The organism is Streptomyces sp. V2I9 (genome assembly GCF_030817475.1).
Lineage (GTDB): Bacteria > Actinomycetota > Actinomycetes > Streptomycetales > Streptomycetaceae > Streptomyces.
Genome location: NZ_JAUSZJ010000002.1, coordinates 797,660 through 823,840 on the forward strand (window position 1 = coordinate 797,660; position 26,181 = coordinate 823,840).

Consider the following 26,181-nt stretch of genomic DNA (forward strand, 5'->3'; position numbering starts at 1 on the left):
GCTGGACTCTGCACCGCCGAGCAAACGCTCCGGGACCAGGCCACAGCAAGGGCCAATGGGCACGCCGTGGATCGTTCCGTCCCGGAGGCCGTGTGCGGCGTGGCTCCCGCGCGCCGGAGGCGCCCCCGGTACGGCGGCGGTCTCAGGTGCCGGGCCGGTCCGCGAGGGCCACCGGAGGGGCGTCGTCCATCTCGACGGCGAGCGGGAACGGCGCGTGCCCGGCCAGCCGGAAGAGCCGGACGGTACGGTGCCGGCGCAGCGCGCGGGCGGCGCGTACGGCATCGTTGTGGAAGCGGCGGGCCATGGGCACGCGGCGTACGGCGGCGGCCAGCTCGACGGCCGCATCCTCGCCACCGGGGACCTCCTTCACCGCCTCGACCTGGGCCGGCTCGCCGAAGACCGCGCGCAGGGCGGCGCTCAGTTCGCTCTCGGCCACCTCCCGGTGGTCCTCCTCGGCCTGCCGGGCCGCGTGCGCGGCCTCGTACAGGAGGATCGAGGCGGCCGGGTCCAGGACGCCGGAGGTGGCCAGCTCCTGGGTGACCGAGGCGCGGCGCAGGAGTTGGGCGTCGAGGGCGGCCCGCGCGGCGTCGATCCGGGAGTGCAGGCGGTCGAGCCGCCCGGCGGTCCAGCTGAGGTACACGCCGATCGCGATGAGGGCGACGACGATCCAGACGATGAGGGTTACGGTCACGGGCCCCCACGCTACCGTCGCCGCGGCCCCGCACCCCGTCGGGACCCCGTCGGGGTGCGGGGCCCCGGTCTCAGTCCCGCGCGAGCCCGAACCGGGCGCGCAGCCCGGAGCGTTCGTCGGCCGCGACGGAGGCGGCCCCGTCGGTCACCGTCTCGTAGACCGCGAGGATGTCGGCCCCGACCGTCCCCCAGTCGAAGCGGCGTACATGGGCCTCGCCGCGTTCGCGCAGTCCGGCCCGGCGCTCCGGGTCGCCCAGCAGCCGGATGGCGGCGGCGGCCAGCGCGTCGGCGTCCTCGTTGGCGAACAGGTCGCCCGCCGCTCCCTGGTCCAGCACCTGCGCGAAGGCGTCCAGGTCGCTGGCGAGGACCGGCGCGCCGGCCGAGAGCGCCTCGACCAGGATGATGCCGAAGCTCTCGCCCCCGGTGTTGGGCGCCACGTACACGTCGACGCTGCGCAGCAGCCGGGCCTTGTCCTCGTCGCTGACCATGCCGAGGAACTCGACGCGTTCGCGCAGCTCCTTCGGCAGCGTCGCCACCGCCTCCTCCTCGTCGCCGCGCCCGGCGACCAGCAGCCGGGCCCCGGGGCGGGCGGCGAGGATGGCGGGCAGCGCCTTCATCAGGACGGGCAGGCCCTTGCGGGGTTCGTCGATACGGCCGATGAAGCCGAGGGTCTGGCCCTGCCATTCGGCCTTCGGCTCGGCCTCGGCGAAGAAGCCGACGTCGACGCCGTTGGGGATGACGACCGCGTCCCCGCCGAGGTGTTCGACCAGGGTGCGCCGCGCGTACTCGCTCACCGCGATCCGGGCGCTGATCTTCTCCAGCGCGGGCTGGAGGATCGGATACGCGGCGATCATCGCCCGCGAGCGCGGGTTGGAGGTGTGGAAGGTGGCCACGATCGGCCCCTGCGCCGCCCAGCAGGCCAGCAGGCCCAGCGACGGGGAGGTCGGCTCGTGGATGTGGATGACGTCGAACGTGCCGTCGTGCAGCCAGCGCCGTACCCGCGCCGCCGAGAGGAAGCCGAAGTTCAGCCGGGCGACGGAGCCGTTGTACGGGACGGGGACGGCCCGGCCCGCGGAGACGACGTAGGGCGGCAGCGGGGTCTCGTCGTCGGCGGGGGCCAGGACGGAGACCTCGTGGCCGAGCCGGATCAGGTGCTCGGCGAGGTCCCGGATGTGGAACTGCACGCCGCCCGGTACGTCCCAGGAGTACGGGCAGACGATGCCGATCTTCACGTCGGTTCCTTCCGGGGGTCCAGGTCGTCCAGCCAGAGCCGCTGGAGCATGTGCCAGTCCTCCGGGTGTTCGGCGATGCCGTCGGCGAAGGCGTCGGCCAGTCCCTGCGTCATGGCGGCGGTCCGCTCGGGGCGGGTGCCTTCCTCCGGCGCCTCGACCGCCGGGTGGATACGCGCCTTCATCACCGGCGTGCCGTCGTACCAGAGGGTCACCGGCAGCAGGCGCGCGCCCGTCTGCAGGGCGAGCAGCGCCGGTCCCGCGGGCATCCGCGCGGTGGCGCCGAAGAACGACACCTCGACGCCGGAGGCGGACAGGTCCCGGTCCGCGACCAGGCAGATCAGGCCGCCCGCGCGCAGCCGCCGCGCCAGGGTCCCGAAGGCGGCTCCGCCGCTGTGCGGCAGGACCTCCATGCCCAGACTCTCGCGGTAGGCGACGAAACGGTCGTAGAGGGTGGCGGGCTCCAGCCGTTCGGCGACGGTGGTGAAAGGGACCTTCAGATCGGTGGTGACCCAGGCTCCGGCGAGGTCCCAGTTGCCCAGGTGCGGCAGGGCGACGATCACGCCCTTCCCGGCGTCCATGCCCTCGGTCAGCAGGTGGGCGTCCTGAACGTCGATGCTCGCCCTGATCCGCTCCGGGGTCCAGGTCGGCAGCCGGAACGACTCCATCCAGTACCGCATGTAGGAGCGCATCCCGGCCCGCGACAGCTCGGCCAGCCGCTCCGGGGTGGCGTCGGGGACGACCCGCGCGAGGTTCGACTCCAGCCGCAGCACGCTCTTGCCGCGCCGCTTCCACGTCCGGTCGGCGATGGTGCGGAAGAGCCGGGCGGCGGCGGGCTCGGGCAGCTTCTTGACCGCGCTCCAGCCCAGTCCGTACAACCCGTCGGTGAGTCGGCCCCTCAGGTCGGACGGGGTCACCGGTCGGCCTCGCTCCCGTGGCCGGCGGCGTCCGGTTCCGCCGGACCCGCGGCGGCGGCCTCGGCCGCGTCCGCCTCGGCCGACTCGCGGCGTACGGTCACCACGCGCTGGATCAGCGTGACGAGGCTGCCGACGGCGACGATCCACAGCGCGATCGGGAGCAGCACCTCGACGCCGGGGACGCCGAACGTGTGCAGTCCGGCGAGACCTGCGGCGACCAGCGAGATGACCAGGCGCTCGGCGCGCTCCACGAGGCCGTTGACCGCGACCGGCAGACCGATCGACTCGCCGCGCGCCTTGGTGTACGAGACCACCTGGCCACTGGCGAGGCAGAAGATCGCGACGGCGCAGAGGATGTTGTCGTCCCCGCGGCCCGCGTACCAGAGGGCGAAGCCGGCGAAGATCGCCCCGTCGGCGACCCGGTCGAGCGTCGAGTCGAGGAACGCGCCCCACCGGCTGGAGATCCCGGCCTGCCGCGCCATGTTGCCGTCGACGAGGTCGGAGAAGACGAAGATCGTGATGACGATCGTGCCCCAGAAGAACTCCCCCATGGGGAAAAAGACCAGCGCACCTGCCATCACTCCGGCCGTACCGATGAGAGTGACCGCGTCGGGGCTGACCCCGAGGCGGAGCAGCAGAGCGGCGAACGGTGTGAGGACACGCGTGAAGAATGCACGCGCGTACTTGTTCAGCATGGCCTTCCCGAGGGTTCGGTTCGCCGAGCGGCCCCTTCGGCCACCGGCTGGCCCATCGTAGTCACCGCAGGTGCCTTCCACCGGACGGGCACCCGCGGCGGGTGTCACCGGGCCGCGGGTGCGGCGTGCGCGACGCGGCACGGTCCGCTCCCCGGTCCGGCGGACGGCCCGCCCACCCGCCGCGGCCCGCAGTCCGTACCCGACGCGGGACCCGTACCCGCGCCGCCCCCGTCCGCGCCGCACGGGCGCGCCGCTCCCCCGGTGTCCGCCCGGGCGACCCGGCCCCGGCGCGTGACCGGCGCACTGACGCACACACCACCCCTGGTCACGCCGGTGACGGGCAGTGGCGTGATCCGGACGATACGCTGTGGGCCCAGCTCAGAAGGTATGCCGCGTACGGTAGTTGGGCACACCGCAGGAGCAGACGTGCGGCGAGTGGGGGCGACAGGTGGCCAACGACGGATTCGACTTCTCACCCGGGGCCCAGGTCCCGATCCAGGGCTCGGGCGGCCAGACCGTGGCGACCAACGCCCTGGCCTCGGCGGCGTACCGGGACAGTCCGGTGGAGACGATCCTCGACGCCAACAGCGAGTGGCACACCTCGCAGGTGAAGCCGGGGTCCTCCAAACTCTTCAAGTCGGACTACTTCAAGCCGAATCTCGGTGAGGCGTTCGCCCGCGCCGTCCAGGAACGGATGCTCGGCGGCGCGCGCAAGGCGCTGATCCAGTCGTTCGGCACGGACCCGCAGACCGTGGTGGAGCACTGTCTGTCGGCGAACAACCTCCGCAAGGCCCGTGACGCCCGTCTCACCCTGGTGACCGTGGTGTTCGGCATCCTGTTCCTGCCCGGCATGCTCGCCTGGGTGATCGCCTTCCGGATCCGGGACGCGCTCAACAAGTCCAAGGACACGGCGTTCCGCGCGGTCGGCACGGCCCTCCTGGCCGCCTTCGGGATCGGCGCGCTCGTCCTGATGGTCAAGCTCCCGCTGGCCGGGCTGCTGGCGCTGTACGTGCGGGGCGCGCTCATCGCCCCGGTGATCGGCTGGCTGCTCGCCAAGCGGATCGCGGAGACCTCGGCCAGGGACCTGCGGGCCCGCTGGGAGGGCCTGCTCTCGGGCACCGGGGTGATCGCCAAGATCCCCGAGGCGGTGCCCAAGAACCCCAACGAGACCGCGCGCGAGGCGCTGCGCCAGGCGCTGGAGAAGCTGTCGGCCGAGCAGCAGTCCAACTCCGTCTTCTACGCCGGGCCCAAGGGCATCCTCGGAATGGGCACCCGCTGGGGCAGTTGGCAGCTGGCCGAGGAACTGATCCCGAAGGACCCGACGAAGGAGATCCACCAGTTCCGCAGCTGGGACCTGATCCGGATCATCCACGACCAGCTGAAGATGCTGGAGCGGGGGCCGCTGAACACCGGCGGCTTCCCCAAGCCCTCCGTGAAGCACTGGATCGTCTCGCCCATCGGGGAGAACGCCGACTCCGTCACCCGCCCCGACGGGGAGGACGTCGCCACGTTCCAGGTGAAGCCCCACGAGATCCAGCGGATCTGCAACCACCAGCAGTTCGGCGGGGGTGACCGGCACTACCTGGGCGTCCAGTTCACCCTGTGGGACGGCCAGCTGGTGATCACCATGATGATCACCGTGACCGTGCTCCACGAGACGCTGCGCATCGAGGTCACCGGGCACGCCCTGGGGCCGGTGCACGGCCTGTTCCTCTCCAAGCCGGCGGCGAAGACGAAGACGGTCAACAAGACGGTCCGCTTCTGGGAGACGCGGGACATCCAGCTGGCGCTGGTGGACGCCAAGGAGGTCGTCCGGCTCGCCCTGCGGGCCCCCCTCACCTGGTATCCGCCGCTGCTGGACTACCTGGGCGGGAAGATCGTGCTGCCCGAGCCGTTCGGGCTGCGGCACGCGTGGGCGGCCAAGCCGTGGAACCACCGCTTCATGGCGGACGACGCGATGCGCGCCGCCACTCCGGTGCTGCGGGCCGTCCACACGGCCGCGATGCGCGTCCTCGCGGAGAACGGCGTCGACACGGAGCGCTTCGACAACCGCTCGATGGTCCTGAGCGGCCTCGTCCAGGACCCGGCCCCGCGCAAGGCCGACGTGTACGACGCATAGGCACGGCGTTCGCACGGAGCACGGGAGCACGGAGGGAAAAGCACGACGAAGGGGGAGGCCCGGTGGCCGGGCCTCCCCCTCGCGTGTCCTCCACGGCGCGCCGTGGCCGGTCTCAGCGGACCGGCAGGTCGCCCACGGGCCAGGCGTCGGCCAGGATCGCGCGGGTCTCCCCGAGCAGTTGGGGCAGCACCTTGGTGTGACCGATCACCGGCATGAAGTTGGCGTCCCCGCCCCAGCGCGGCACCAGGTGCTGGTGCAGATGCGCGGCGATCCCGGCGCCGGCGACGGAGCCCTGGTTCATACCGATGTTGAAGCCGTGGGCGCCGGATGCCGTCCGCAGCGCGGTCATCGCCCGCTTGGTGAAGTCCGCCAGCTCGACGGTCTCCGGGCCGTTCAGCTCGGTGTAGTCGGCCACGTGCCGGTAGGGCACGACCATGAGGTGGCCGCCGTTGTACGGGTACAGGTTCAGCACCGCGTAGACGTGCTCGCCACGGGCCACGACGAGCCCGTCCTCGTCGGACTTCGCGGGAATCGAGCAGAACGGGCAGCCGTCCTCGGCCCCCGGGCCGCTCGGCTTGTTCTCGCCCTGGATGTACGCCATCCGGTGGGGCGTCCACAGGCGCTGGAATGCGTCGGGCATCCCCACCCCGATCTGCTGCTCCGGCTCACTCGTCATGCCGGTCAGCATATGGCGTCACCCGGAGGGGGCGTGTCGCCGGGGCCGCGCCGCCCGGCCGCCCGTGATGCTGAGGCGATGAGCGACCGCGCCGCCCCCGATCCGCCCTCCCGGCTGACCCGCTGGGAGCATCGCACGGAGGTCCCCCTCTTCCTCACGGGGCTGGCCTTCCTCGCGGGATACGCGGTCCGCGTGCTGACCCCGCGCGACGCGGAGCCCTGGAACGACCTCGCGCTGGTCCTCGTCGGGTCGGCCTGGCTGATCTTCCTCCTGGACTACGTGACCCGGCTGCGCCTCAGCGGCCTGGGCGCGCGCTTCCCGCGTACGCACCGCCTGGACACCCTGGTCCTGCTGCTGCCCCTGCTGCGTCCCCTGCGGATGGTGAAGGTGTACCAGGCGGTCCAGCGCCGCCACGGCCGGCCGCGGCTGGACCTGTACACGCGGGTGATGGCGTACGCGGGGATGACCGCCGTCCTGCTGGGGTTCGCCGCCTCCCTCGCGGTCTACCACCTGGAGCACCGGGCCCCCGGCGCCTCGATCGTCACGTTCGGGGACGCGGTGTGGTGGGCGTGCGCGACGCTCACGACGGTCGGCTACGGGGACGCGGTCCCGGTCACGTTCTGGGGGCGGACGGTCGCGGCGGGGCTGATGGCCTGCGGGCTCGCCCTGCTGGGCGCGGTGACCGGGTCGTTCTCGTCGTGGCTGATCCAGGTGTTCACGCGGGAGGACGAGAAACGGCCCCCGGAGCGCGGGTGACGCTCCGGGGGCCGTACCGCCTCGGCGGGATCAGACCTGTACGCGGTCCTCGACGGCCTTCGCGATCTTGGCGATGGCCTCGTCGACCGGGATGCCGTTCTCCTGCGAACCGTCGCGGTAACGGAAGGAGACGGCACCGTTGGCCATGTCCTCGTCACCAGCGATGATCATGAAGGGCACCTTGGCCTTCTGCTGGTTGCGGATCTTCTTCTGCATCCGGTCGGAGGAGGCGTCCACGTCCACCCGCAGCCCCTGCTTGCGCGCCTTGGCGGCGAACTCCTGGAGATAGGGGATGTGGGCGTCACCGATCGGGATGCCGACCGCCTGGACCGGGGCGAGCCAGACCGGGAACGCGCCCGCGTAGTGCTCCAGGAGCACGGCGAAGAAGCGCTCGATGGAGCCGAACAGGGCGCGGTGGATCATCACCGGGCGCTGCTTGGAGCCGTCCGGGCCGGTGTACTCCAGGTCGAAGCGCTCCGGCAGGTTGAAGTCGAGCTGCACGGTCGACATCTGCCAGGTGCGGCCGATGGCGTCCTGGCACTGCACGGAGATCTTCGGGCCGTAGAACGCGGCGCCGCCCGGGTCCGGGACGAGGGGAAGGCCCTGCTTCTCGGCGACCTGGCGGAGCGTCTCGGTGGCCTCCTCCCAGGTCTCGTCGGAGCCGACGTACTTCTCCGGGTCCTTGGTGGACAGCTCCAGGTAGAAGTCGGTGAGCCCGTAGTCGCGGAGCAGGTTCAGCACGAAGGTGAGCGTGCGGTCCAGCTCCTCCGCCATCTGCTCCTTGGTGCAGTAGATGTGCGCGTCGTCCTGGGTGAAACCGCGCGAGCGGGTCAGCCCGTGCACGACGCCCGACTTCTCGTACCGGTACACCGTGCCGAACTCGAAGAGGCGCAGCGGCAGTTCGCGGTAGGAGCGGCCGCGCGCGTCGAAGATCAGGTTGTGCATCGGGCAGTTCATCGGCTTGAGGTAGTAGTCCACCCCGTCGTCGAGCTGCATGGGCGGGTACATGCCGTCGGCGTACCAGTCCAGGTGGCCGGACTTCTCGAAGAGCTTGCCCTTGGTGGCGTGCGGGCTGTAGACGAACTCGTAGCCCTCCTCCTCGTGGCGGCGGCGCGAGTAGTCCTCCATGGCCCGGCGGATGACGCCGCCCTTGGGATGGAAGACCGCGAGGCCGGGGCCGATCTCGTCGGGGAAGGAGAAGAGGTCCAGCTCGTTGCCGAGCTTGCGGTGGTCGCGCTTGGCGGCCTCCTCCAGGAACTCCAGGTGCGCCTTCAGCTCGTCCTTGGTGGGCCAGGCGGTGCCGTAGATGCGCTGGAGCATCGGGTTCTTCTCGCTGCCGCGCCAGTACGCGGCGGCGTTGCGCATCAGCTTGAACGCGGGGATGAACCGGGTGGTGGGCAGGTGCGGACCCCGGCAGAGGTCCTTCCAGCACAGGTCGCCGGTCTTCGGGTCGAGGTTGTCGTAGATGGTCAGCTCGCCGCCGCCCACCTCGACGTCCGCGCCGTCGTCGGAGGACGCGGAACCCTTGATGCCGATGAGCTCCAGCTTGTACGGCTCGTCTTTCAGCTCTTCGCGGGCGGCCTCGTCGGAGACCACGCGGCGGGAGAACCTCTGGCCCCGCTTCTGGATCTCCTGCATCTTCTTCTCGATGGCCTTGAGGTCCTCGGGAGTGAACGGCTTCTCGACGTCGAAGTCGTAGTAGAAGCCGTCCTTGACCGGCGGGCCGATGCCGAGCTTGGCCTCCGGGAACAGCTCCTGCACGGCCTGGGCCATGACGTGCGCGGTGGAGTGGCGCAGGATGTCGAGACCGTCCGGGGAGGAGATCTCCACGGGCTCGACGCTCTCGCCGTCCTGGAGCACGTAGGAGAGGTCCTTCAGCTCGCCGCCGACGCGCGCGGCGACGACGGTGCGCTGACCGGGGAAGAGCTCGCCGGCGGTCGTGCCCGTCGTCACCACGTGCTCTTCCCGCTCGGAATCGCGTTGGATGATCACACGGACGTCTGACACCGGTCTCTCCTGACTGAGGGGATGCCTGCCTTCACATGGCCAAGCAATGCGAATCGTACCGAGCCGTACGCCCCCGACGCGAACGCCTTCCTGGTGGGGCTACGGCTCCTCCTCCCCCGCGCACGCCTCCTCGAAGAAGTCCACGTTCTCCTGGAGGGCCTTCATCAGCCGGTCCCGCTCCGCCTCGTCGACCTGTACGGGCGCGACCCGGGAGGCCCCGGTGAGCCGCCGGAAGCCGCCGCGGCTCTCCAGCCGTCCCTCCACCCTCAGCGGCAGCCCCACCAGGTGGGCGTGGCCCGCGATGCGGTACGCCTCCTCGTCCAGCTCCACCCGGACGTGCCCGACCTCGGCCCCGGCCAGCACCCGCAGTCGTACGATCCCGGCGCCGCGCGGTCCCGAGCGCCGGAGCCGGACCACCGCGCCGGTCAGCCGCACGTGCACGGCGGGTTCGTCGCGGAGGTAGCGGGCTCCGGCGGCACGCAGGGCGGGCAGGTCGCCGGGGGAGAACTCGACGGGGGCGGGGCGGGCCGGACAGCCCTCCGGGGTGCCGGCGGCAGGCGCCCAGCGCAGAACGATCCGGGCCCCCTCGGAGCCGCGCACCAGGGCGATCAGCGCCTCGGTCAGCTCGCGGCCGGCGCCCGCCGCGACCGCGCTGTCGAAGGCGTCCATGCCGCCGGTCGCCCGCTGGTAGTCCACCGCCTCGCGGGTGGCGTGCAGGGCGTGGCAGAGCTGGACGGCGACGGCGCGCCCGGAGGCGACGGGAACGTACGCGGTGAGGCCGCGGCCGTCGGCGCCGGGCCCGAGCAGTGCGTCGTCCAGGGCGGCCCGCGCCTTCCTGCGGTGCCGGGCCCCGTGGTAGCCGGCCCGGCCGCACGCCGCGAGGGCTCCGGCCAGGAGGACCTGCCGGGCGGCCGACCGCAGCTCCTCCGCCTCTGTCCAGCCCGCCGCGCCGGCGGCCCCGGCCGCCGACTCGGGGACCTCGCGCCACCAGCGGATCTCGTCGCTGGGCACGGCGAGGGAGACGAGGATGTCGCGGGCTGAGGGGTGGGAGCTGTGGCCGAGCGCGACGAGGGCCTCCTCGAGCAGCTCCCCGCTGTCGGGGAAGGCCGCGCTCTCGGGCACCAGCAGTCCGGCCGCCCCGGAGGTGGCCCCCGGCGGGGTCCAGCGGCCGTACCGTCCGGGCGCTCCCCCGCGCCGCTGCCAGCCGTACCGCCGCAGGAGGGCCCCGAGGACGGCGGGGTCGGGCGGCCGCGCCCCGGACTCGGCGAGCGGTGGGGGCCAGGGGCGGGCGCCGGGATGCGAGCGGGCGGCGGGCAGCCCCGCCCCGCCCGTGGGTTCGTCCATCGACCGGTGCATCAGGGTCTCCCTCCGGCCCCGACGCGGGCCATGATGTCGCAGAGTGCGCGGTCGTCGAAGATCCGCGAGGTCGGGATGCGCACAGTGGTCCGGTACCGGCCCGTCACCGCGTGGCCGGCCAGGTTGGTCCAGTAGCAGCAGTGCCGCAGGTCGAGGCCGCCCGGCCCGGCGCGCAGCCAGTCGTCCTGGCTGCGGGGGACGATCATCACGACGAGGATCCTGTGCACCGACACGGGGCTGCGGGCGAGTTTGACGAGGTGGGCGTTGTCGAGGGTGAAGGAGAACGCCCCGCCCGCCGGGTGCGGCGGTATCTGGTAGGTGCACTTGAGCTGCACCTTGATGGTCACCTCGTCGTCGACGGTGTGGGCGGCGGCCCCGTGGGTGACGTGCCAGTCGATGCCGTTGTCGGGGAAGGGCTGGGACAGGGAGCATCCGGCGGCCGCCGCGACGGCGTGCAGATAGCCCACCTGAAGGGTCTCCATGCAGGCGGTGGTGGCGAGGGAGCCGCGCAGCGGCGCGTCGGGCTGCTGCGGAAGCCGGGGCCCGGTGGCCTCGGCGCGGGCGGTTCCCCCGGGGTCGGGCTGCGCGAGCGCCATGGCTCCGTGTGCCTTCCGGGCGTGCCGATCGACGGCAGACGGCCTGCCGGCGGAATGTCGTGGGCGGGGCGGATCGACGGACGCCGGGCACAACTCCTCGGCGTCACACCAGTGTTGTCACCGCATCGGACCGCCCGCAAACGGCGTATCAGGCAAACGGTCCGGGTATCACCGATATCGGGCAGAGGAAACATTCCATCTGCCGTGCGGGTGCGAGGAGTTCGGGGATGATGCACTGGTTCGAAGGGCCGCTGGCCGCTTTTGACACGGAGACGACAGGCGTGGACGTCGAGCAGGACCGGATCGTTTCGGCCGCTCTCGTCGCGCAGGACACCGCGGGCGGTCGCGTCCGCGTCACCCGGTGGCTGGTCAATCCGGGGGTTCCGGTCCCGCCGGGGGCGACCGAGGTCCACGGTCTGACCGACGATCACCTTCAGCGCAACGGGCGGTGGCCGGCACCGGTGATGGACGAGATGGCCCGCGCGCTGGCGGAGAGCTGCGCGACGGGCCGGCCGCTCGTCGTGATGAACGCGCCCTTCGACCTGACGCTGCTGGACCGCGAGTTGAGGCGCCACCGGGCGTCGTCGCTCACCGGGTATCTGGACGGGGCGCCGATGCGGGTGGTGGACCCGCGCGTGCTGGACAAGCATCTGGACCGCTACCGCAAGGGCCGCCGCACGCTCACGGACCTGTGCGCGCGGTACGGGGTGGTGCTCGACGGGGCCCACGACGCGGCGGCCGACGCCACGGCCTCGCTGGAGCTGGTGCGGGCGGTGTGCCGGCGCTTCTCGACCCGGCTGGAACGGCTGTCACCGTCCGAGCTGCACACCCTCCAGGCGACCTGGCACGCGGCCCAGGCGCGGGGCCTGGAGGCGTGGTTCGCGAAGAGCGGGACGCCGGAGACGGTGGACCCGTCGTGGCCGCTGCGCCCCGAACTGCCCGCGGCGGCATGAGGGGCGGGGCGGGACCGGACATGCGAAAGCCGGTCCGCGTGACGCGTGCGGACCGGCTTTCCCCGGTGGGCGATACTGGGTTCGAACCAGTGACCTCTTCGGTGTGAACGAAGCGCTCTCCCACTGAGCTAATCGCCCGGGAACGGGTTGAACCATACAGGGCTCCGCGGGCTTCGTTCAAACCGCTTCCGGCCGGGCTCTACTCAGAGCCTCCGTGGCCGGGAAGTAAGTATCCGAGCGCATGTACGAGCCGGGCGGCCGGGGTCACACTCCCCTGCATGGAACCTGTGCCCCCGCCCGCCGAGGAACTGGCCCGCCTCGACCGCGAACTCGCCGAGCTGGACGCCCGCCGCGCCCAGCTGCTGACCCGGCGCGCCTGGCTGCTCGCCGCACTGCGGCCGCCCGCGACGGCCGCCGCCCCCGGCTGGAACCCCTCCGCCTGGGGCGCACCGCCCGTCGGCCGGCCGGGCGCTCCGGCGCAGCCGTGGGGCTACGTCCCCGGCAAGCAGGCGTCCGCGCCGCGCAGCGCGCAGAACGTCCTGCTGACGCTGGGCGGGCTGCTGCTGACGGTCGCGGCCGTCGCGTTCACCCTGGTGAGCTGGGGCTCGATGGGGATCGCCGGCCGGTCGGCCGTGCTGTCCGCGGTGACCCTGGGAGCGCTGATCACCCCGGCGGTGCTGCTGCGGCGCGGGCTGACCGCCACCGCCGAGGCGGTGACGGCTCTGGCGTTGGTGCTGACCCTGCTCGATGTCTACGCGGTCCACGCGGTGGCCGCCCCGGAGACGGACGGGCTGGGCTTCACGGCCGTGGCCTGCGCGGTGCTGGCGGCGCTGTGGACGGCGTACGGCCTGGCGCTCGGAAAACTCCGCCTGCCGCTGCCGGCCGCCGTGGTGCTGGCGCAGTGGCCGCTGCTGTTCTGGGCGTGGGCGGCGGGCGCGCCGGCGCTGGTCGTCGGCTGGGCGCTGCTGGTGACGGCGGTGATGGACGGCGTGATCGCGCTGCGGGGCCGGGGCCTCGGGGTGCGGATCACGGCGTGCGCCGGCGGCGCGGCGCTGGGCCTCTCGGCGCTGCTGGTGGGCCTGACGCTGTCCACGACGGCCTCCGGGCCGCTCGGCGCGTCGGCGCCGGGCGCGCTGCTGCTGGCGGCAGCGGCGGCGGCCCTGGCCGGTGTGTGGCACGCCCCGAAGGGCTTCGCGCTCGTGGGCGGCGCGGTGGCGGGGCTCACGGCGGTGGCCGCGGTCGGCGGCGTACCCGCGGCGGCGATGCCGGACGGCTGGCCGGTGCTCGCGTATCTGCTGTGCGGACTCGCTCTGACCGCGGTGGTGCGGACCCGGCTCCCGAGGGACTCGGCGCGCGGGGTGCTGGCGGCGTCGGCTGCGGTGGTGGCCGGTGCGCTGGTGGGGGCGGTGCCGCTGGTCGCGGCCGTGCTGCTGGGCCCGGTGACGCTGCTGCCGGACGTCTGGGCCGGTTCGCCGGAGGGCTTCCGGTCCGCGCTGGGCTCGACGCTGCCGTGGTCGGAGTCGGCCATGGCGCCGGTGGTGCTCGCCCTGACGGCCGCGCTGCTGGGGTCGGCGTACCGGTGGTGGCCGTCGCTGGTACGGATCGCGGCACCGCTGACCGCACGGGAGCCGGGGACGGCCGGGACGCCGGGGACGACGGGAAGCGCGCCGGAGGGCTGGTCGCAGGGGACGGCGGCGTACGGGGCCGGAGCGCCCTGGTACGCCCCCGGCGGGGCCGCCGCCCGGCGGCGTCCCTCCGAGGCGGTGCTGCGCGGTGCCGCGGGCGCCGGGGCGGTGGCGCTCGGCTGGGGCGCGCTGCTGTCGGCCGGGGCCGTGCTGAACGTGCCGTACGCCCTCGCGGTGGGCGCGGAGACGCTGCTGGTGGCCGGTCTGCTCGCCCTGGCCGTACGTGGCGCGGGGCGCGGCCGGGACACCGCGGCGGTACCGGTGACCGCACTGGTGGCGGCAGTGGCCGGGGCGGTGAGCGTCGGGCTCCTGTCACTGGCCGCCGAGGGCGCCTCCTACGCGGTGTCCGGCGCGCTGGCGGCCCTCTTCGCGGGGGCGGCGGTCCGGGCGGGTGCCGGGGTGCCACGTGCGGTGTGCGCGGTCGCGGCGGTGGCCTGGGGCACCGTGCTCACGGGGTTCGCGGGCCGGTCCCTGGAGCTCGCTCCGTACGAGTCCGCGCCGCTGCTCCTCCTGGTGCCCGCGCTGACGGTGCTGCTGGGGGCGCGGCTGCGGCGGGACGCGGTGGCCTTGCCGGTGGAACTGGCGGGCGTGCCGGGGGCACTGGTCGCGGTGGGGCTCGCGGTGTCCGACGCTCCGTTCCTGGCCCTGACGCTGGCGCTGTGCGGGGTGCTGGCGGCGGGCGCCGCGGTGCGGCCGGAGCGGCGGCAGGCGGCGGGCCGGCTCGCGGCGGGACTGTTCGTGCTGGCCGCCTGGGTACGGCTGGCGGCATCGGGGGTGTCGTTCCCGGAGGCGTACACGCTGCCGGTGACGGTGCCCGCGCTGGTCGTCGGCTTCCTGCGGCGGCGCGAGGACCCGGAGGCGTCGTCCTGGACGGCGTACGGGCCGGGGCTCGCGGCGACGCTGCTGCCGAGCCTGGCGGTCGCCTGGACGGACCCGGACTGGCAGCGGCCGCTGCTGCTGGGGGTGGCAGCGCTGGTGGTCACCCTGCTGGGCGCGCGCCACCGCCTCCAGGCGCTGCTGGTCCTGGGCGGGGCGGTGCTCGCGCTGGACGCGCTGCACGAGCTGGCCCCTTACGTGGTGCAGGTGGCGGGGGCGCTCCCGCGCTGGCTGCCGCCGGCTCTGGCCGGACTGCTCCTGCTGGTGGTGGGCGCGACGTACGAGCAGCGGCTGCGCGACGCCCGCCGCCTCAAGGACGCGCTGGGCCGGATGCGGTGAGCCCCGCCCCGGTCGGGGGCGGCCGTGCGGCCGCCCCCGACCGGGAAAAACGGACAACGCGGAGGGCCCGGAAGACGGATTCCGTCTTCCGGGCCCTCTGTCCGGGTGGGCGATACTGGGTTCGAACCAGTGACCTCTTCGGTGTGAACGAAGCGCTCTCCCACTGAGCTAATCGCCCCGGCGCACCGCAAACATTACCCCATGTCAGCGGTGCTTCCGGACCACGTGGGAGTCACTCGCTGATCTTCCACGGCATGGTGAGCCCGAACTTCCAGACGTAGACCCCCACCAGGATCGCCATGATCACGAGCCCGACGGTGGTGAGGATGATGTTGCGCCGCCGGACCTTGGGGTCGAGCGCCCGCTGCGCCGCCTCGGTGACCTTGCGCTTGGTCCAGCGCAGCACGAGCTGTGCCCAGACGAACTCGGTCGCCCAGATCGCCATGCCACCGAAGATCACCAGCCAGCCGGGGCCGGGCAGCACCAGCATGAGCACACCCGCGATCACGACGCCGAGCCCGACGACGAAGACGCCGACCTGCCAGCTCAGATGCAGCGCCTTCGACGCCTTGATGAAACCGGGGGCCCGCGAGCCCAGCTCGCGTTCCTCCCGGCCCGATTCCCCCGTGGCGGACGCCGGGTCGGCCTGCTCGGCGACCTTGGTCCGCTCGTCACTCTCCGCGTTCATGAAACTCAACTTACCCGACCCGTCGTCGTCACTGGAATGGGTGCATAACTCAAAGTTACACGCCGCTGAGCGGGGGACCCGAAGCATCACAAATGGGTCAGAGGGGTTTACAACGCCACCGTAGGTGGCATGTCGATTTCGCCGACGTGCGAATCCCCGAGCGCACACTGAGCGAAAGGCCCTGGCGCTTATGAACACCACGGTCAGCTGCGAGCTGCACCTGCGCCTCGTTGTGTCGAGCGAGTCCTCACTGCCTGTACCTGCGGGCCTGCGGTATGACACGGCCGATCCCTATGCCGTGCACGCCACCTTCCACACCGGAGCGGAAGAGACGGTCGAGTGGGTATTCGCCCGCGACCTCCTCGCCGAGGGGCTGCACAGGCCCACCGGCACCGGTGACGTCCGCGTCTGGCCATCTCGTAGTCACGGTCAAGGCGTCGTCTGCATCGCCCTGAGTTCCCCGGAGGGCGAAGCCCTGCTCGAAGCTCCGGCGCGGGCCCTGGAGTCGTTCCTGAAGAGGACCGACGCCGCGGTTCCGCCCGGCACCGAACATCGTCACTTCGATCTGGACACGGAGCTCTCCCACATCCTGGCCGAGAGCTAGCCGGGCAGGGAGCCGTACGACGCCGTCCGACTCGGGGCGACGGCGTCGTCATCACAACCGCATAGGGCTGACCATGACGCCGTCGTCGCGGAATCCACCGCGGCGACGGCGTCGGCGCGCTCACCGCCTCCGCTCCCCCGGTGCCGGACCGCCTCGTTCCGCTCTCGGCCGGGTCCCACCGGGGCCCGGCACCGGCGCGGCGAGCCAGTAGAGTCAGCCGCCATCGGCAGGCGCCCGCCCGCCGGAGGCCAGGGAGCGAAGCGTGCTGATCCCTCACGACACCCGGATCGCCCTCGACACGGTGGTCGATCTGGTGAACACCGCACCGGAGAGCGAGCCGCTCCGGGACGACCCCGCGGACGAGCCCGGTGACGGACTCCCCGACGTGGCGGCGCTGTACGCCTTCGCGGAGCGGCATCACATCAGCGGGGTCGGCGCCCTCGGCGAGAAGGACCTGAACGCCGTACGCGAGGTCCGGGCGCGTTTCGCCGAGGTCTTCGCGGCGCCCGACCCCCGCAGCGCGGCCGACCTGGTCAACCGGCTCGTCGCGGCCGCCGGGACCACCCCGCAGCTCACCGACCACGACGGCTACGACTGGCACGTCCACTACTTCGCGCCGGACGCCTCGATCGCCGACCACCTCGCGGCGGACTGCGGCATGGCGCTGGCGTTCATCATCGTGGCGGGCGAGCAGGAGCGGCTGCGGCGCTGCGAGGCGCCGGACTGCGGGCACGCCTTCGTCGACCTGTCGCGCAACCGCTCCCGCCGCTACTGCTCCAGCCGTACGTGCGGGAACCGTCTCCATGTCGCGGCGTACCGGGCCCGGCGCAAGGAAGCCGCGGGCTGAGGCCCGCACGGCGCGGCTCACAGCAGGAAGAGGTCATGGACGGCGGCCATCAGTAACAGCCCCCCGACCACCGCCAGAAAGATCATCAGGGGCGGCTGGGAAAGCGCGAAGAGGCAGCCGCGAGGCTCTTCGGCGGGGCGTGCGGGGGCTTCGCCCCGGGAAGTGTCCACCATCTCGGGGTGATCATGACGCACCGACGACCGGCTTGGCGATCAACCAGGGGTGTTCTCGCGGGAGTTCACCATCCCGTGGCCATCGGTAATCGCTCCGGCGTACGGATCGCCGCCAGGTGTTCGGGGCGGTGGGCCTGCCCGTCGGTGACGGCCGGGGCGGTCGCCGCCCCGGCCGCCGTGCTCCCGAGGCCCTCAGATGCCGTGCTTCTTGAGGATCGCCTCGATGTCGCCGAAATCGTCGCCGGCCGCGGCGGACTCCTGCTTCCTCTTCGGCTTCGCCGCCGTGGGGCCGGACGCGGCGCCCGCACCGAGGGAGGGGGCGGACACGGCGGGGGCGACCGCCCCGTTCCGGCCGGCGGCCCGCACGGCCTTGCGTTCCGCGCGGGTGGTGCCGCCACGGCGCTCGACGGCGCGGGTGGTCATGAACAACAGCCAGGAGAGGCCGAGCACCCCGACACCGATCCAGACACTCGGCTTGAAGGCGATACCGGCGGCCCATTCGACGACCCCGGTCAGCACGAGCCCGACCGGGACCAGGGAATAGGCGGCGAGGCGCGTCGCCGTGAGGAACCGCTTGCGGTACGCGGTCACCGCGGCGATCCCCAGGCCCGCCGCCGACACCGCGGAACAGATCGTTTCGGCAAGCATCACGGCCTCCAGGCGCAGGGGGTACGTCCCCTCCATCCTGCACCGGCGGCCGCCGGTGGGGCCACGGCGGCGGTCCACCTCAGGGACATTTCAGGGCCGGGCTCCTCCCCAAGGGGTGGCCCGGTCCGGATTGGGCCGCCCCCGCCCGGCCTGGGAGACTGAGCACATGAGCGATTCCACCCCTGCGGCACCGGTCGTCCTCGACGTCTGGTGCGACCTCCAGTGCCCCGACTGCCACCGAGCCCTCGACGATGTGCGCGCCCTGCGCGAGCGGTACGGGGACCGCCTCGAGATCCGGCTGCGGCACTTCCCGCTGGAGAAGAACAAGCACGCCTACGCCGCGGCCCAGGCCGCCGAGGAGGCGATCGAACAGGGGCAGGGCCGGCCGTACGTCGAGGCCCTGCTGGCCCGGACCGCCGAGCTCGGGCGCAGGGGCGAGCCGTTGCTCCTCGACGTGGCGCGCGAACTGGGGCTGGACGCCGAGGAGTTGGACACGGCGCTGATCGACGGCCGCCATCTGCTGATCGTGGACGCCGACCAGGCGGAGGGCAAGGCGATCGGCGTCACCGGCACCCCGACCTATGTGATCGGCGATGAGCGGCTGGACGGCGGCAAGAGCCAGGACGGGCTGCGCGAGCGGATCGAGAAGATCATCGACGACATGCCGGCCGCCCTCGACCGGTAGCCGGGGGCCACGGCGCGACGGCCGGGCGGCCCGACCGGTGGCCGGGCGGCGCCGCGCTCCGGGTGGCCGCCGGGCGCCTCCGGCTCCGGGGTCCGCTACAGCACCTTGGCCAGGTTGTACCGCGTCGTCGTGTAGCCGAGGGACTCGTACAGCTTCAGGGCCGGGGTGTTGGACGCGAAGACGTGCAGGCCGAGCCGGTCCGCGCCCCAGTCGCGCGTGATGTCCTCGGCGAGCAGCATCAACACGCGCCCGTGGCCCCGGCCCCGATGCTCCTCGCGCACCTCGACGTCGAAGACGAATCCGGCCTCCGGGCCGCCCGGCTCCAGCTCCCGCAGCGCCACCCACACATGGCCGACGACCTCGCCGGCCCGCACCAGCACCCGGAAGCGGACGCCCTCGGTCGCCAGTCCGTCCGGCAGGTGGGCGGCGTGGTCGGCCTCGGACTTGAGCCGGGCCTGCTCGGGCTCCACCCCTCGCTCCACCCAGCTCCGCGCGTACGACCGGACCGCGTCCTGCCGCCAGGCGGCGAACTCCTCCTCGCCCATGGCACGTGCGGTGAGCCCGGCGGGCAGCGGGGCGGTGTCCGGGCCGAGTTCCTTGACCATGTTGCGGCTGCGCTCCGTGTAGCCGAGGGCGGTCGCCAGACGCCGGGCGGGCTCGTTGCCGGCGGGCACCTCGACGCCTACGCGGGTGCAGCCCCACCCGCGCAGCACCTCCTCGGCGGCGAGCGCGGCGATGGTGCCCCGGCCGCGCCTGCGCCGCGCCTCGTCGACGGCGAGGGAGGTCAGCACACCGGCGGTGGGGCCGAAGGCCCCGTCGGTGCTGATCGCCACGGCGCCGACCGGCCGCCCGTTGTCGCACACGTCGTAGTGGCGCGACCGCGCGCCGCCGTCACTCTGCTGAAGCGGCCCGGACGGCCGGAGGGTCGTGGTCATCAAGGGGTTGTATCCCCTTCGCGCCCTCCCGTCACGCGCATTTCCCGGCCGCCGGGCTCACCCCGGTCCGGGGGCGAGGGACCTCGGCGGCCGGTTCACGGGTCGAGGTCGTCGCCCGCTCGCTCGGCGAAGATCCGCATCGCCTTCGCCGTCACCGGTCCGACCTCCGGCGTCAGCGTGCGGTCGTCGATCCGGTGCGCCGCCTGGACGTCGCGGAGCGTCGAGGTCAGGAACACTTCGTCGGCCTCGGCCAGCACGTCCATCGGCAGATCGGTCTCCTCCGCCCCGGTCCACTCCACGGTCAGCGCGCGGGTGATCCCGGCGAGGCAGCCGGACGCGACCGGCGGCGTGTGGATGCGGCCGTCCAGGACGACGAAGACGTTGGAGCCGGTGCCTTCGCAGAGGCGGTCGGCGGTGTTGGGGAACAGCGCTTCGGACGCACCCCGCTCCCGTGCCCGGGCCAGGGCGACGACGTTCTCGGCGTACGAGGTGGTCTTCAGCCCCGCGAGCGCACCGCGTTCGTTGCGGGTCCAGGGGACGGTGATCACCGCCGTGCTGTCCGGGCGGCGGCGCACCCCGTCGAGGGCGACCACCAGGCTCGGCCCGTCGTCGCCCCGGTCCGAGCCGAGCGGGGAGAGCCCGCCGGTGTAAGTGATCCGCAGCCGCCCCAGGGCGACGGGGTTGGCGTCGATGACCGCCGCGGCGGCGCGACGGACCTCGTCGTGGTCCGGGTCGGGCAGGCCCAGCCCGCGGGCGGACCGGGTGAGGCGGTCGAGGTGCCGGGTCAGCGCGAAGGGGCGCCCCTCGCTCGTACGTACCGTCTCGAAGATGCCGTCGCCCACGGTCAGTCCGTGGTCGAGCACCGACAGCCGGGCGTCGTCGGCGTTCCGCAGCCCGCCGTTGACCCAGATCCTCATCATGCGGCCCTTCCTGTCTCCGGATACGTGCCCGACGCCACAGCGAGCAGCCGGGATGCCTTGAGCTCGGTCTCGTCCCACTCGCGCTCGGGGTCGGAGCCCCAGGTGATCCCGGCGCCCGTCCCGAACCGCAGCAGCGGCGCGGGCCCGGTCCGGTCGATCCAGAACGTCCGTATGCCCACCGCGAGCGAGGCGGCGCCCCGGTCGGCGTCGACCCACCCGATCGCCCCGCAGTAGGGCCCGCGCGGGGCCCGCTCCAGCTCGGCGATGATCCGCAGCGCGCTGGACTTCGGCGCGCCGGTGACCGAACCGGGCGGGAAAGCGGCCGCGAACAGTTCGGGCCAGCCCGCCCCGTCGGCCAGCCGGCCCCGGACGCTGGAGACGAGGTGGACGAGGCCCGGATGCTTCTCCACCACGCACAGATCGGGCACGCTCACGCTCCCGGTGGCGCAGACCCGGCCCAGGTCGTTGCGGACCAGGTCCACGATCATCACGTTCTCCGCGTGGTCCTTCTCCAGCAGATCCGCCTCGGTCCGGCCGGTCCCCTTGATCGGCCCGGACTCCACGGTCCGTCCGTCGCGCTTCAGGAAGAGCTCCGGGGAGGCGGTGGCGATCTCCACGCCGTGGCCGGGCAGCCGGATCGTGCCCGCGTAAGGGGCGGGGTTGCCGCGGGCGAGCAGGGAGGTCAGGGCGTCCACGTCGGCTCCGGTCCCGCCGTCGGGGAGCGGCGCGGACAGCACCCGGCAGAGGTTGGCCTGGTAGACGTCTCCGGCCGCGATGTGTTCACGGATCCGCCGTACGCCCGCCGTGTAGGCGTCACGGTCCAGTGAGGAGGTCCAGTCCCCGGCGACGGGCCCGCGCCAGGCTCCGGGGACGGGAGGGGGCACCTCTTCCCTGCGTACGTCGGAGAAGCGGGCGCAGACGACACGGCCCTCGAAGTCCGCGGAGACCGCCCAGAAACCGGACGAGTCGAGAGCCGCGGGGTCATGGGTCACATCCTGCAGACCGGTGGCTATGAGGCCGTCGAAACGGGCCAAGGGGACGAGGTCGGACACACCAAGGAGTCTAGGACGGTGCGCGGTGACCTGCGTCGGGGCGAGGCCACCGCAGCACGCTGCGCAAACGCGTTTTTGTGCTGGCCCAGGAATCCGCTAGAGTTCAACACGTCGCCGGGACGCGCAAGCGGACCGGGAAAGACAAGCGGACGTAGCTCAGTTGGTAGAGCGCAACCTTGCCAAGGTTGAGGTCGCCAGTTCGAACCTGGTCGTCCGCTCGTACAAGGTGGGGGATTCTTCCCGAGCCCCCATCCCTGGTGGAGTGGCCGAGAGGCGAGGCAACGGCCTGCAAAGCCGTCTACACGGGTTCAAATCCCGTCTCCACCTCCAAGGACGATTAGCTCAGCGGGAGAGCGCTTCCCTGACACGGAAGAGGTCACTGGTTCAATCCCAGTATCGTCCACTGATCCGTAAGGATCACCGGTCCGCAAGGATCCCCGCGCGATTAGCTCAGCGGGAGAGCGCTTCCCTGACACGGAAGAGGTCACTGGTTCAATCCCAGTATCGCGCACGCACGCGCAGTACACGCAGGGCAACCTGCGCGATTAGCTCAGCGGGAGAGCGCTTCCCTGACACGGAAGAGGTCACTGGTTCAATCCCAGTATCGCGCACCAGCAAGAACCCCCGGCCGTCTCCACGGCCGGGGGTTCTTTCGTCGTACGGTCCACCCCGTACGGCCCGGATGACCTGGAGGGTCCGAGCCGCACGGGGACCGCTCAGGACGAGAACAGCATGCGGCCGAAGCCCTTCTGGCGGTGGTGGCCGTAGTGTCCGCCGTGCTGCGGCGCTCCCCAGGCAGGAGCGTGGGCGGCGGGCGGGGCGGCCGGGTACGCCTGCGGCGGGGCGGGGGGAGCCTGCTGGGCCCACTGGGACTCCAGACGGGTCAGCGACTCCAGCTCGCCGTAGTCGAGGAATATCCCCCGGCACCCGCTGCACTGCTCGATCTGAACGCCGTTGCGGTTGTACGTGTTCATCTGCGCGTGACACTTCGGACACTGCATCATCGGCTCGGCTCCTCGCCCTCGTTGTGCCGTCGCCGGAATGTCTGCCCGGCGGCGGTCCGTTCACCCTACGACGCGGGACCGCTGGCCAACTCGGGCGGCAGCGTAGCGATTCGGGCACAGGATTCGATCATCAGCTGTTCGTGCGCGTCCGGGTCCCGTCGCTCCGCGGCGCACTTGGCGAGGGCGACGGCCGCCGTCTGCACCGTCAGCGCGCGGGCCGGGACGTCCAGCACGGGCCAGGGGTCGCCGGCGGCGGGTACGGCCGGTCCCCCGGCGGACCGGTAGGCGCGCAGGAAGACGGACCAGTCCTCGGGGGCCAGGAGCCCGGCCGCGTACCAGGCGGCGGGCCGGGCGAGGTCCCAGGCCGGATCGCCCGTTCCCGCGTCGTCCACGTCGATGAGCAGCCAGGGTCCGTCCGGCGCGGGATGGCGTACGAGCTGCCCGAGGTGGAGGTCACCGTGGCACAGGAAGCGGTCGCGCCGCATGGACGGCGGGGACTCCCCCCGTGCCCAGGCGGGCAGGGCGTGCCAGCCCGCCAGGACGGGCAGGGCGGCCGGGGCACCGGGGAGTGCGGCGCACATCCGGGCGACGGCACGCGCCGCCTTGGCCGGACCGCGCATCGGCGGCAGGGGGAACGGGGGCTCCGTCCGGTGCAGACGGGCGAGCAGCCCGGCGGCCTCGGCCCAGGGGGCGGCTCCGGGATCGGCGGGGTCCACGGGTGTGCCGAGCGGCCAGAGCGTGACGGGGCGGGCGCCGGGTACGGCGGCGTGCCCGGCCGGCACCGGGTCCCGCGGATCACCGGAGAGTTCCGGGTGCCGGATCTCTCCGGCGGTCCCCGGAACTTCCGGGGCGGTGAGGGGCGGGAGCAGGATGCCGGTGAGTCCGGGGGCGGCGGCCAGGGCGATCCGGGCCGCCAGCGCTTCGCGGTCGGCGTCGGCGGCGTGGGCCTTGGCGACGATCGCACCGCTGCGGACGACGGTGCCGTCGGGCCGGTCCGCGAGCACCTGCGGCGGCTCGCACACGCACGGTGTCCCGGCGGGATGGGCGAGGCGGTGCGCGAGGGCGCCCAGGTCGTGGACGACTGAGGTCTGGGTGGTGGTCAACGGCTCCCCCGCGGTCGGCCCGGCCGTGGCACCGGTCCAGCCGTGAGCGTAACGCGGGGCGGGCCGAGGAGTCGGCACCGTACTCCGGCCGGGCGAGAGTCCTCACCCCGGACAGCGCGATGTCCGGTCAGCTCCCCAGCTGACCGGACAAACGCTGCCGTCCGCCGCACCCCCGTCCCCACGGGGCTGTTGGCCGGATGTGTGGGCCCGGACCGCTCTTCCGGACCCCGGGCGCCGCTCAGCGCCCCAGCATCACCGCCACGGACGACGCCTGTGTGACCACCGCTTCCCAGCCGCCGAAGACGACCACGAGCAGGGCCGCCAGGGGAAGGACCATCGCCGTCGCCACCAAGGGGTGACGGGTGCCGGACGGGCGGGCGCCGAACGCGGCGTACGCCTTGCGTCCGCCCATACGGACCATCGTCCGCGTTGCCGTGTCCGCCATGGTTCCTCTCCTGACGCGATCGGGAGCGGTGGGCGCGTGACCTCGGGGGACGAGTATCCCGCCCACCGCTTGACCTCAACACTAGGTAAGCGGCGCGCACAGGGCGTCATGCCCGCGTACCGATTGCCGGGCCTCCCGGAGGATGAGCCGCCGCCGGCCGGTGTACTCCCCTGGGTGGAGAAGGAGCACCGGAGGTTGGGGTCATCCCGGAGGGGACGCCCTCGGGCCGCCCGACAGGTGTCCGGGTCACGTGGGGACGTACGCCGGGCGCCGGGCGGTCCGGGCGCCTTCCCCGGAGAGGGGACCCGCACGCGTCCGCCGCTCGCGCGAGGGCGCTCGCCTGTCTCGACCGCTCGCGCGCGGGCCCGCCGGGTGACTTCACTCACGTCGACCGGCCCCCGGCGGCCGGTCGCCCCCTGGTGGGGACCGGCCCGGACCCCACCGCCCCGTATGCCGGGGCGGTGGTCACGGCCAGGCCGGCCACCGGGTTCCGGCGTTCCGCCGGTCATCCAATCCCCTTTGCTCCGTGGCTTCTTGAGCGGTCCGTCCGGTCGAGGGCCGCCGATCCGCCCCGCCCTGCCCCCTCTTCGCCCCTCCCGCGTGCCGTGGACAATCGAATCCCCGGTGAGGGCGCGGCCTCTGAGCGCGCCGGGCGCGGGATACGTAAGCTGTGCCTCGTCAGGCGGACCAGTGCAGCGGGGATGGGCAGACGATGGCGATGATGCGGCTCCGGCGCGAGGACCCGCGTCTCGTCGGCTCGTTCCGGCTGCACCGGCGACTCGGCGCGGGCGGCATGGGCGTCGTCTACCTGGGCTCCGACCGTCGCGGTCAGCGGGTCGCGCTCAAGGTGATCCGGCCCGACCTGGCGGAGGATCAGGAGTTCCGTTCGCGGTTCGCGCGCGAGGTGTCGGCCGCCCGGCGGATCCGCGGCGGCTGCACGGCCCGGCTGGTCGCCGCCGATCTGGAGGCGGACCGCCCGTGGTTCGCCACCCAGTACGTACCCGGCCCCTCGCTGCACGACAAGGTCGCCGAGGAAGGCCCGCTGTCCGCGGCCGAGGTCGCCTCGATCGGGGCGGCGCTCTCCGAGGGGCTGGTCGCGGTGCACGAGGCGGGTGTGGTCCACCGCGACCTGAAGCCGTCGAACATCCTGCTCTCCCCCAAGGGCCCGCGCATCATCGACTTCGGTATCGCCTGGGCGACCGGGGCGAGCACGCTCACCCACGTCGGTACGGCGGTGGGATCGCCCGGCTTCCTCGCCCCCGAGCAGGTCCGGGGCGCGGCCGTGACGCCCGCCACGGACGTCTTCTCGCTCGGCGCGACGCTGGCGTACGCGGCGATGGCCGACTCCCCCTTCGGGCACGGCAGTTCCGAGGTGATGCTGTACCGCGTGGTGCACGAGGAGGCGCAGCTGCGCGGGGTGCACGACGCGCTGGCCCCGCTGATCAGCGCCTGTCTGGCGAAGGATCCGGAGGAGCGACCCAGCACGCTGCAACTGTCCATGCGGCTCAAGGAGATCGCGGCGCGGGAGGCGCAGGGGCTGCACGAGAGCCGGCCGCCCGTCCAGCGTTCCGCGCAGGAGGCCGAGCGGCCGACCGGGCGCATGGCCGATCCGTACGCCGAGCAGCACACCCGCCGTTCCGAGGGCCCGTCCGGCTCCCGTCCCCAGCCGGGCCGGCGGGGGGCGCCCGTGCGTTCGGGTCCGCCGCGTACCGGTGGCTCCCGCCCGCAGCAGGCGTCGCGTGACACGACGCGTTCGGGCGGGAGGACCGGGAAGCGGCCGGGTGCCCCGGCCGGGACGAACGGCCGCCCGAACACCCGCTCCGGGAGCCGGACGACCTCGGCGGGACGGCGTCCGGCCAACCCGCGGCTGCTGCGTCAGCGGCTGGTGGTGTTCGTCGTGGTGACGCTGCTGGTGGCGCTGGGCATCGCGGCGGCCCAGGGCTGCCAGGGTCCGGCCCAGGGGCTCGGCGGGAACGAGCGGCCGGGCGGCGGGGTCGGTCAGGCGCGGGCCGATTCCGTACGGGACGGGGTGGCGCGGACGGGCGTTTCCGTGCGGCACGGGATGTCTCAGGTGCGGGGCGGTTCCGCGCCGGTTTCCGGGTCCTGGGTCGCTTCCCGTTCCGGCGGGGGGCCTGTGGGGGCGACGGCTCCCCGGTCCTGACGCCGGTGCCCTGACCGGGCCG

At 73.2% G+C, this 26,181-nt stretch carries 25 protein-coding genes and 7 tRNA genes; 13 read left to right on the plus strand and 19 right to left on the minus strand.

What is annotated here, in order from left to right:
• Positions 1–142 precede the first annotated feature (142 nt).
• From QFZ71_RS03535 to pgsA, 4 genes are all read right to left on the minus strand, one after another.
• Positions 143–691, minus strand: a complete 549-nt coding sequence (locus tag QFZ71_RS03535; protein ID WP_307666782.1) for a hypothetical protein — start codon at positions 689–691, stop codon at positions 143–145.
• 70 nt (positions 692–761) lie between these two features.
• A complete protein-coding gene (locus QFZ71_RS03540) occupies positions 762–1,922 on the minus strand; it encodes a glycosyltransferase family 4 protein (protein WP_307666783.1) in 1,161 nt (386 codons plus the stop codon).
• Complete coding sequence (locus QFZ71_RS03545; protein ID WP_307666784.1) at positions 1,919–2,836, minus strand: phosphatidylinositol mannoside acyltransferase; 918 nt, start codon at positions 2,834–2,836, stop codon at positions 1,919–1,921. Before QFZ71_RS03545 ends, QFZ71_RS03540 begins: the two co-directional genes overlap by 4 nt.
• Positions 2,833–3,531, minus strand: a complete 699-nt coding sequence (pgsA, locus tag QFZ71_RS03550) for a phosphatidylinositol phosphate synthase (protein ID WP_307666785.1) — start codon at positions 3,529–3,531, stop codon at positions 2,833–2,835. Before pgsA ends, QFZ71_RS03545 begins: the two co-directional genes overlap by 4 nt.
• Before the next feature lie 448 nt (positions 3,532–3,979).
• On the opposite strand from pgsA, the gene QFZ71_RS03555 reads away from it, so the two are divergent.
• A complete protein-coding gene (locus QFZ71_RS03555) occupies positions 3,980–5,650 on the plus strand; it encodes a hypothetical protein (protein ID WP_307666786.1) in 1,671 nt (556 codons plus the stop codon).
• 112 nt (positions 5,651–5,762) lie between these two features.
• On the opposite strand, the gene QFZ71_RS03560 is transcribed toward QFZ71_RS03555, so the two are convergent.
• Complete coding sequence (locus QFZ71_RS03560) at positions 5,763–6,338, minus strand: HIT domain-containing protein (RefSeq protein ID WP_307666787.1); 576 nt, start codon at positions 6,336–6,338, stop codon at positions 5,763–5,765.
• 66 nt (positions 6,339–6,404) lie between these two features.
• On the opposite strand from QFZ71_RS03560, the gene QFZ71_RS03565 reads away from it, so the two are divergent.
• Complete coding sequence (locus tag QFZ71_RS03565) at positions 6,405–7,082, plus strand: potassium channel family protein (protein ID WP_307666788.1); 678 nt, start codon at positions 6,405–6,407, stop codon at positions 7,080–7,082.
• 30 nt (positions 7,083–7,112) lie between these two features.
• On the opposite strand, the gene thrS is transcribed toward QFZ71_RS03565, so the two are convergent.
• The 3 genes from thrS to QFZ71_RS03580 form a co-directional block, all read right to left on the minus strand.
• Positions 7,113–9,089: a threonine--tRNA ligase gene (gene thrS / locus QFZ71_RS03570; RefSeq protein WP_307666789.1), complete on the minus strand. Its 1,977-nt coding sequence runs from the start codon at positions 9,087–9,089 to the stop codon at positions 7,113–7,115.
• A gap of 99 nt (positions 9,090–9,188) precedes the next feature.
• Positions 9,189–10,445 (minus strand): hypothetical protein, encoded by a 1,257-nt coding sequence (locus QFZ71_RS03575; RefSeq protein ID WP_307666790.1) that lies wholly within the window; start codon positions 10,443–10,445, stop codon positions 9,189–9,191.
• Positions 10,445–11,041: a DUF4365 domain-containing protein gene (locus QFZ71_RS03580; RefSeq protein WP_307666791.1), complete on the minus strand. Its 597-nt coding sequence runs from the start codon at positions 11,039–11,041 to the stop codon at positions 10,445–10,447. The genes QFZ71_RS03575 and QFZ71_RS03580 overlap by 1 nt, the downstream gene beginning before the upstream one ends.
• A 227-nt stretch (positions 11,042–11,268) precedes the next feature.
• On the opposite strand from QFZ71_RS03580, the gene QFZ71_RS03585 reads away from it, so the two are divergent.
• Positions 11,269–11,994: a 3'-5' exonuclease gene (locus QFZ71_RS03585; RefSeq protein ID WP_307666792.1), complete on the plus strand. Its 726-nt coding sequence runs from the start codon at positions 11,269–11,271 to the stop codon at positions 11,992–11,994.
• Between the two features lie 66 nt (positions 11,995–12,060).
• Here QFZ71_RS03585 and QFZ71_RS03590 read toward each other — a convergent pair.
• Positions 12,061–12,132 (minus strand) — tRNA-Val (locus tag QFZ71_RS03590).
• Between the two features lie 140 nt (positions 12,133–12,272).
• Here QFZ71_RS03590 and QFZ71_RS03595 point away from each other — a divergent pair.
• Positions 12,273–14,894 (plus strand): SCO7613 C-terminal domain-containing membrane protein, encoded by a 2,622-nt coding sequence (locus tag QFZ71_RS03595; protein ID WP_307666793.1) that lies wholly within the window; start codon positions 12,273–12,275, stop codon positions 14,892–14,894.
• A 106-nt stretch (positions 14,895–15,000) separates the two neighbouring features.
• On the opposite strand, the gene QFZ71_RS03600 is transcribed toward QFZ71_RS03595, so the two are convergent.
• Together QFZ71_RS03600 and QFZ71_RS03605 are read right to left on the minus strand one after the other, a co-directional pair.
• Positions 15,001–15,072, minus strand: a tRNA-Val gene (locus QFZ71_RS03600).
• A 54-nt stretch (positions 15,073–15,126) separates the two neighbouring features.
• Entirely contained in the window at positions 15,127–15,582 is a 456-nt protein-coding gene (locus QFZ71_RS03605) for a TIGR02611 family protein (RefSeq protein WP_307666794.1), read from the minus strand.
• Positions 15,583–15,772: 190 nt separating this feature from the next.
• On the opposite strand from QFZ71_RS03605, the gene QFZ71_RS03610 reads away from it, so the two are divergent.
• Positions 15,773–16,186 (plus strand): SsgA family sporulation/cell division regulator, encoded by a 414-nt coding sequence (locus QFZ71_RS03610; protein ID WP_003959770.1) that lies wholly within the window; start codon positions 15,773–15,775, stop codon positions 16,184–16,186.
• 262 nt (positions 16,187–16,448) lie between these two features.
• Positions 16,449–17,033 (plus strand): CGNR zinc finger domain-containing protein, encoded by a 585-nt coding sequence (locus QFZ71_RS03615; protein ID WP_307666795.1) that lies wholly within the window; start codon positions 16,449–16,451, stop codon positions 17,031–17,033.
• Between the two features lie 17 nt (positions 17,034–17,050).
• On the opposite strand, the gene QFZ71_RS03620 is transcribed toward QFZ71_RS03615, so the two are convergent.
• Together QFZ71_RS03620 and QFZ71_RS03625 are read right to left on the minus strand one after the other, a co-directional pair.
• The gene (locus QFZ71_RS03620; RefSeq protein WP_307666796.1) at positions 17,051–17,206 is read right to left on the minus strand and encodes a hypothetical protein; all 156 of its coding nucleotides are present in this window, start codon (positions 17,204–17,206) and stop codon (positions 17,051–17,053) included.
• A gap of 192 nt (positions 17,207–17,398) precedes the next feature.
• The gene (locus QFZ71_RS03625) at positions 17,399–17,854 is read right to left on the minus strand and encodes a hypothetical protein (RefSeq protein ID WP_307666797.1); all 456 of its coding nucleotides are present in this window, start codon (positions 17,852–17,854) and stop codon (positions 17,399–17,401) included.
• Between the two features lie 166 nt (positions 17,855–18,020).
• Between QFZ71_RS03625 and QFZ71_RS03630 the strand changes: the two genes are divergently transcribed.
• On the plus strand, positions 18,021–18,539 hold the full coding sequence (locus tag QFZ71_RS03630; protein WP_307666798.1) for a DsbA family protein: 519 nt from the start codon (positions 18,021–18,023) through the stop codon (positions 18,537–18,539).
• A 95-nt stretch (positions 18,540–18,634) separates the two neighbouring features.
• Here the strand turns inward: QFZ71_RS03630 and QFZ71_RS03635 are convergent, their stop codons facing one another.
• The 3 genes from QFZ71_RS03635 to QFZ71_RS03645 form a co-directional block, all read right to left on the minus strand.
• Positions 18,635–19,474 carry a GNAT family N-acetyltransferase gene (locus QFZ71_RS03635; protein ID WP_307666799.1) on the minus strand — a complete coding sequence of 280 codons (840 nt, stop codon included), beginning with the start codon at positions 19,472–19,474 and terminating at the stop codon, positions 18,635–18,637.
• A 95-nt stretch (positions 19,475–19,569) separates the two neighbouring features.
• On the minus strand, positions 19,570–20,391 hold the full coding sequence (locus QFZ71_RS03640; RefSeq protein ID WP_307671331.1) for an aminotransferase class IV: 822 nt from the start codon (positions 20,389–20,391) through the stop codon (positions 19,570–19,572).
• The gene (locus QFZ71_RS03645; protein WP_307666800.1) at positions 20,391–21,446 is read right to left on the minus strand and encodes a chorismate-binding protein; all 1,056 of its coding nucleotides are present in this window, start codon (positions 21,444–21,446) and stop codon (positions 20,391–20,393) included. The genes QFZ71_RS03640 and QFZ71_RS03645 overlap by 1 nt, the downstream gene beginning before the upstream one ends.
• 145 nt (positions 21,447–21,591) lie before the next feature.
• On the opposite strand from QFZ71_RS03645, the gene QFZ71_RS03650 reads away from it, so the two are divergent.
• The 5 genes from QFZ71_RS03650 to QFZ71_RS03670 all read left to right on the plus strand — a co-directional run bounded on the left by QFZ71_RS03650 (position 21,592) and on the right by QFZ71_RS03670 (position 22,060).
• A tRNA-Gly gene (locus QFZ71_RS03650) sits at positions 21,592–21,664 on the plus strand.
• A gap of 38 nt (positions 21,665–21,702) precedes the next feature.
• Positions 21,703–21,776: transfer RNA gene (locus QFZ71_RS03655), tRNA-Cys, on the plus strand.
• 1 nt (position 21,777) lies between these two features.
• Positions 21,778–21,849 (plus strand) — tRNA-Val (locus tag QFZ71_RS03660).
• A gap of 36 nt (positions 21,850–21,885) precedes the next feature.
• Positions 21,886–21,957: transfer RNA gene (locus tag QFZ71_RS03665), tRNA-Val, on the plus strand.
• Positions 21,958–21,985: 28 nt separating this feature from the next.
• Positions 21,986–22,060 (plus strand) — tRNA-Val (locus tag QFZ71_RS03670).
• A 102-nt stretch (positions 22,061–22,162) separates the two neighbouring features.
• On the opposite strand, the gene QFZ71_RS03675 is transcribed toward QFZ71_RS03670, so the two are convergent.
• The 3 genes from QFZ71_RS03675 to QFZ71_RS03685 all read right to left on the minus strand — a co-directional run bounded on the left by QFZ71_RS03675 (position 22,163) and on the right by QFZ71_RS03685 (position 23,998).
• On the minus strand, positions 22,163–22,450 hold the full coding sequence (locus QFZ71_RS03675; protein ID WP_307666801.1) for a zf-TFIIB domain-containing protein: 288 nt from the start codon (positions 22,448–22,450) through the stop codon (positions 22,163–22,165).
• 65 nt (positions 22,451–22,515) lie between these two features.
• Positions 22,516–23,553 (minus strand): phosphotransferase family protein, encoded by a 1,038-nt coding sequence (locus tag QFZ71_RS03680; RefSeq protein ID WP_307666802.1) that lies wholly within the window; start codon positions 23,551–23,553, stop codon positions 22,516–22,518.
• 238 nt (positions 23,554–23,791) lie between these two features.
• Entirely contained in the window at positions 23,792–23,998 is a 207-nt protein-coding gene (locus QFZ71_RS03685) for a hypothetical protein (protein WP_307666803.1), read from the minus strand.
• Positions 23,999–24,710: 712 nt separating this feature from the next.
• On the opposite strand from QFZ71_RS03685, the gene QFZ71_RS03690 reads away from it, so the two are divergent.
• Positions 24,711–26,159, plus strand: coding sequence for a protein kinase (locus QFZ71_RS03690; protein ID WP_307666805.1), 1,449 nt, complete (start codon positions 24,711–24,713; stop codon positions 26,157–26,159).
• The last annotated feature ends 22 nt before the right edge of the window (positions 26,160–26,181 follow it).

Coding starts and splice junctions, on each gene's coding strand:
- QFZ71_RS03625 (WP_307666797.1), bottom strand. CDS start 17,854: ATGCTTGCCGAAACGATCTGTTCCGCGGTGTCGGCGGCGGGCCTGGGG.
- QFZ71_RS03630 (WP_307666798.1), top strand. CDS start 18,021: ATGAGCGATTCCACCCCTGCGGCACCGGTCGTCCTCGACGTCTGGTGC.
- QFZ71_RS03560 (WP_307666787.1), bottom strand. CDS start 6,338: ATGCTGACCGGCATGACGAGTGAGCCGGAGCAGCAGATCGGGGTGGGG.
- pgsA (WP_307666785.1), bottom strand. CDS start 3,531: ATGCTGAACAAGTACGCGCGTGCATTCTTCACGCGTGTCCTCACACCG.
- QFZ71_RS03580 (WP_307666791.1), bottom strand. CDS start 11,041: ATGGCGCTCGCGCAGCCCGACCCCGGGGGAACCGCCCGCGCCGAGGCC.
- QFZ71_RS03675 (WP_307666801.1), bottom strand. CDS start 22,450: ATGATGCAGTGTCCGAAGTGTCACGCGCAGATGAACACGTACAACCGC.
- QFZ71_RS03565 (WP_307666788.1), top strand. CDS start 6,405: ATGAGCGACCGCGCCGCCCCCGATCCGCCCTCCCGGCTGACCCGCTGG.
- QFZ71_RS03585 (WP_307666792.1), top strand. CDS start 11,269: ATGATGCACTGGTTCGAAGGGCCGCTGGCCGCTTTTGACACGGAGACG.
- QFZ71_RS03605 (WP_307666794.1), bottom strand. CDS start 15,582: ATGAACGCGGAGAGTGACGAGCGGACCAAGGTCGCCGAGCAGGCCGAC.
- QFZ71_RS03640 (WP_307671331.1), bottom strand. CDS start 20,391: ATGAGGATCTGGGTCAACGGCGGGCTGCGGAACGCCGACGACGCCCGG.
- QFZ71_RS03685 (WP_307666803.1), bottom strand. CDS start 23,998: ATGGCGGACACGGCAACGCGGACGATGGTCCGTATGGGCGGACGCAAG.
- QFZ71_RS03620 (WP_307666796.1), bottom strand. CDS start 17,206: ATGGTGGACACTTCCCGGGGCGAAGCCCCCGCACGCCCCGCCGAAGAG.
- QFZ71_RS03690 (WP_307666805.1), top strand. CDS start 24,711: ATGGCGATGATGCGGCTCCGGCGCGAGGACCCGCGTCTCGTCGGCTCG.
- QFZ71_RS03610 (WP_003959770.1), top strand. CDS start 15,773: ATGAACACCACGGTCAGCTGCGAGCTGCACCTGCGCCTCGTTGTGTCG.
- QFZ71_RS03595 (WP_307666793.1), top strand. CDS start 12,273: ATGGAACCTGTGCCCCCGCCCGCCGAGGAACTGGCCCGCCTCGACCGC.
- QFZ71_RS03575 (WP_307666790.1), bottom strand. CDS start 10,445: ATGCACCGGTCGATGGACGAACCCACGGGCGGGGCGGGGCTGCCCGCC.
- QFZ71_RS03635 (WP_307666799.1), bottom strand. CDS start 19,474: ATGACCACGACCCTCCGGCCGTCCGGGCCGCTTCAGCAGAGTGACGGC.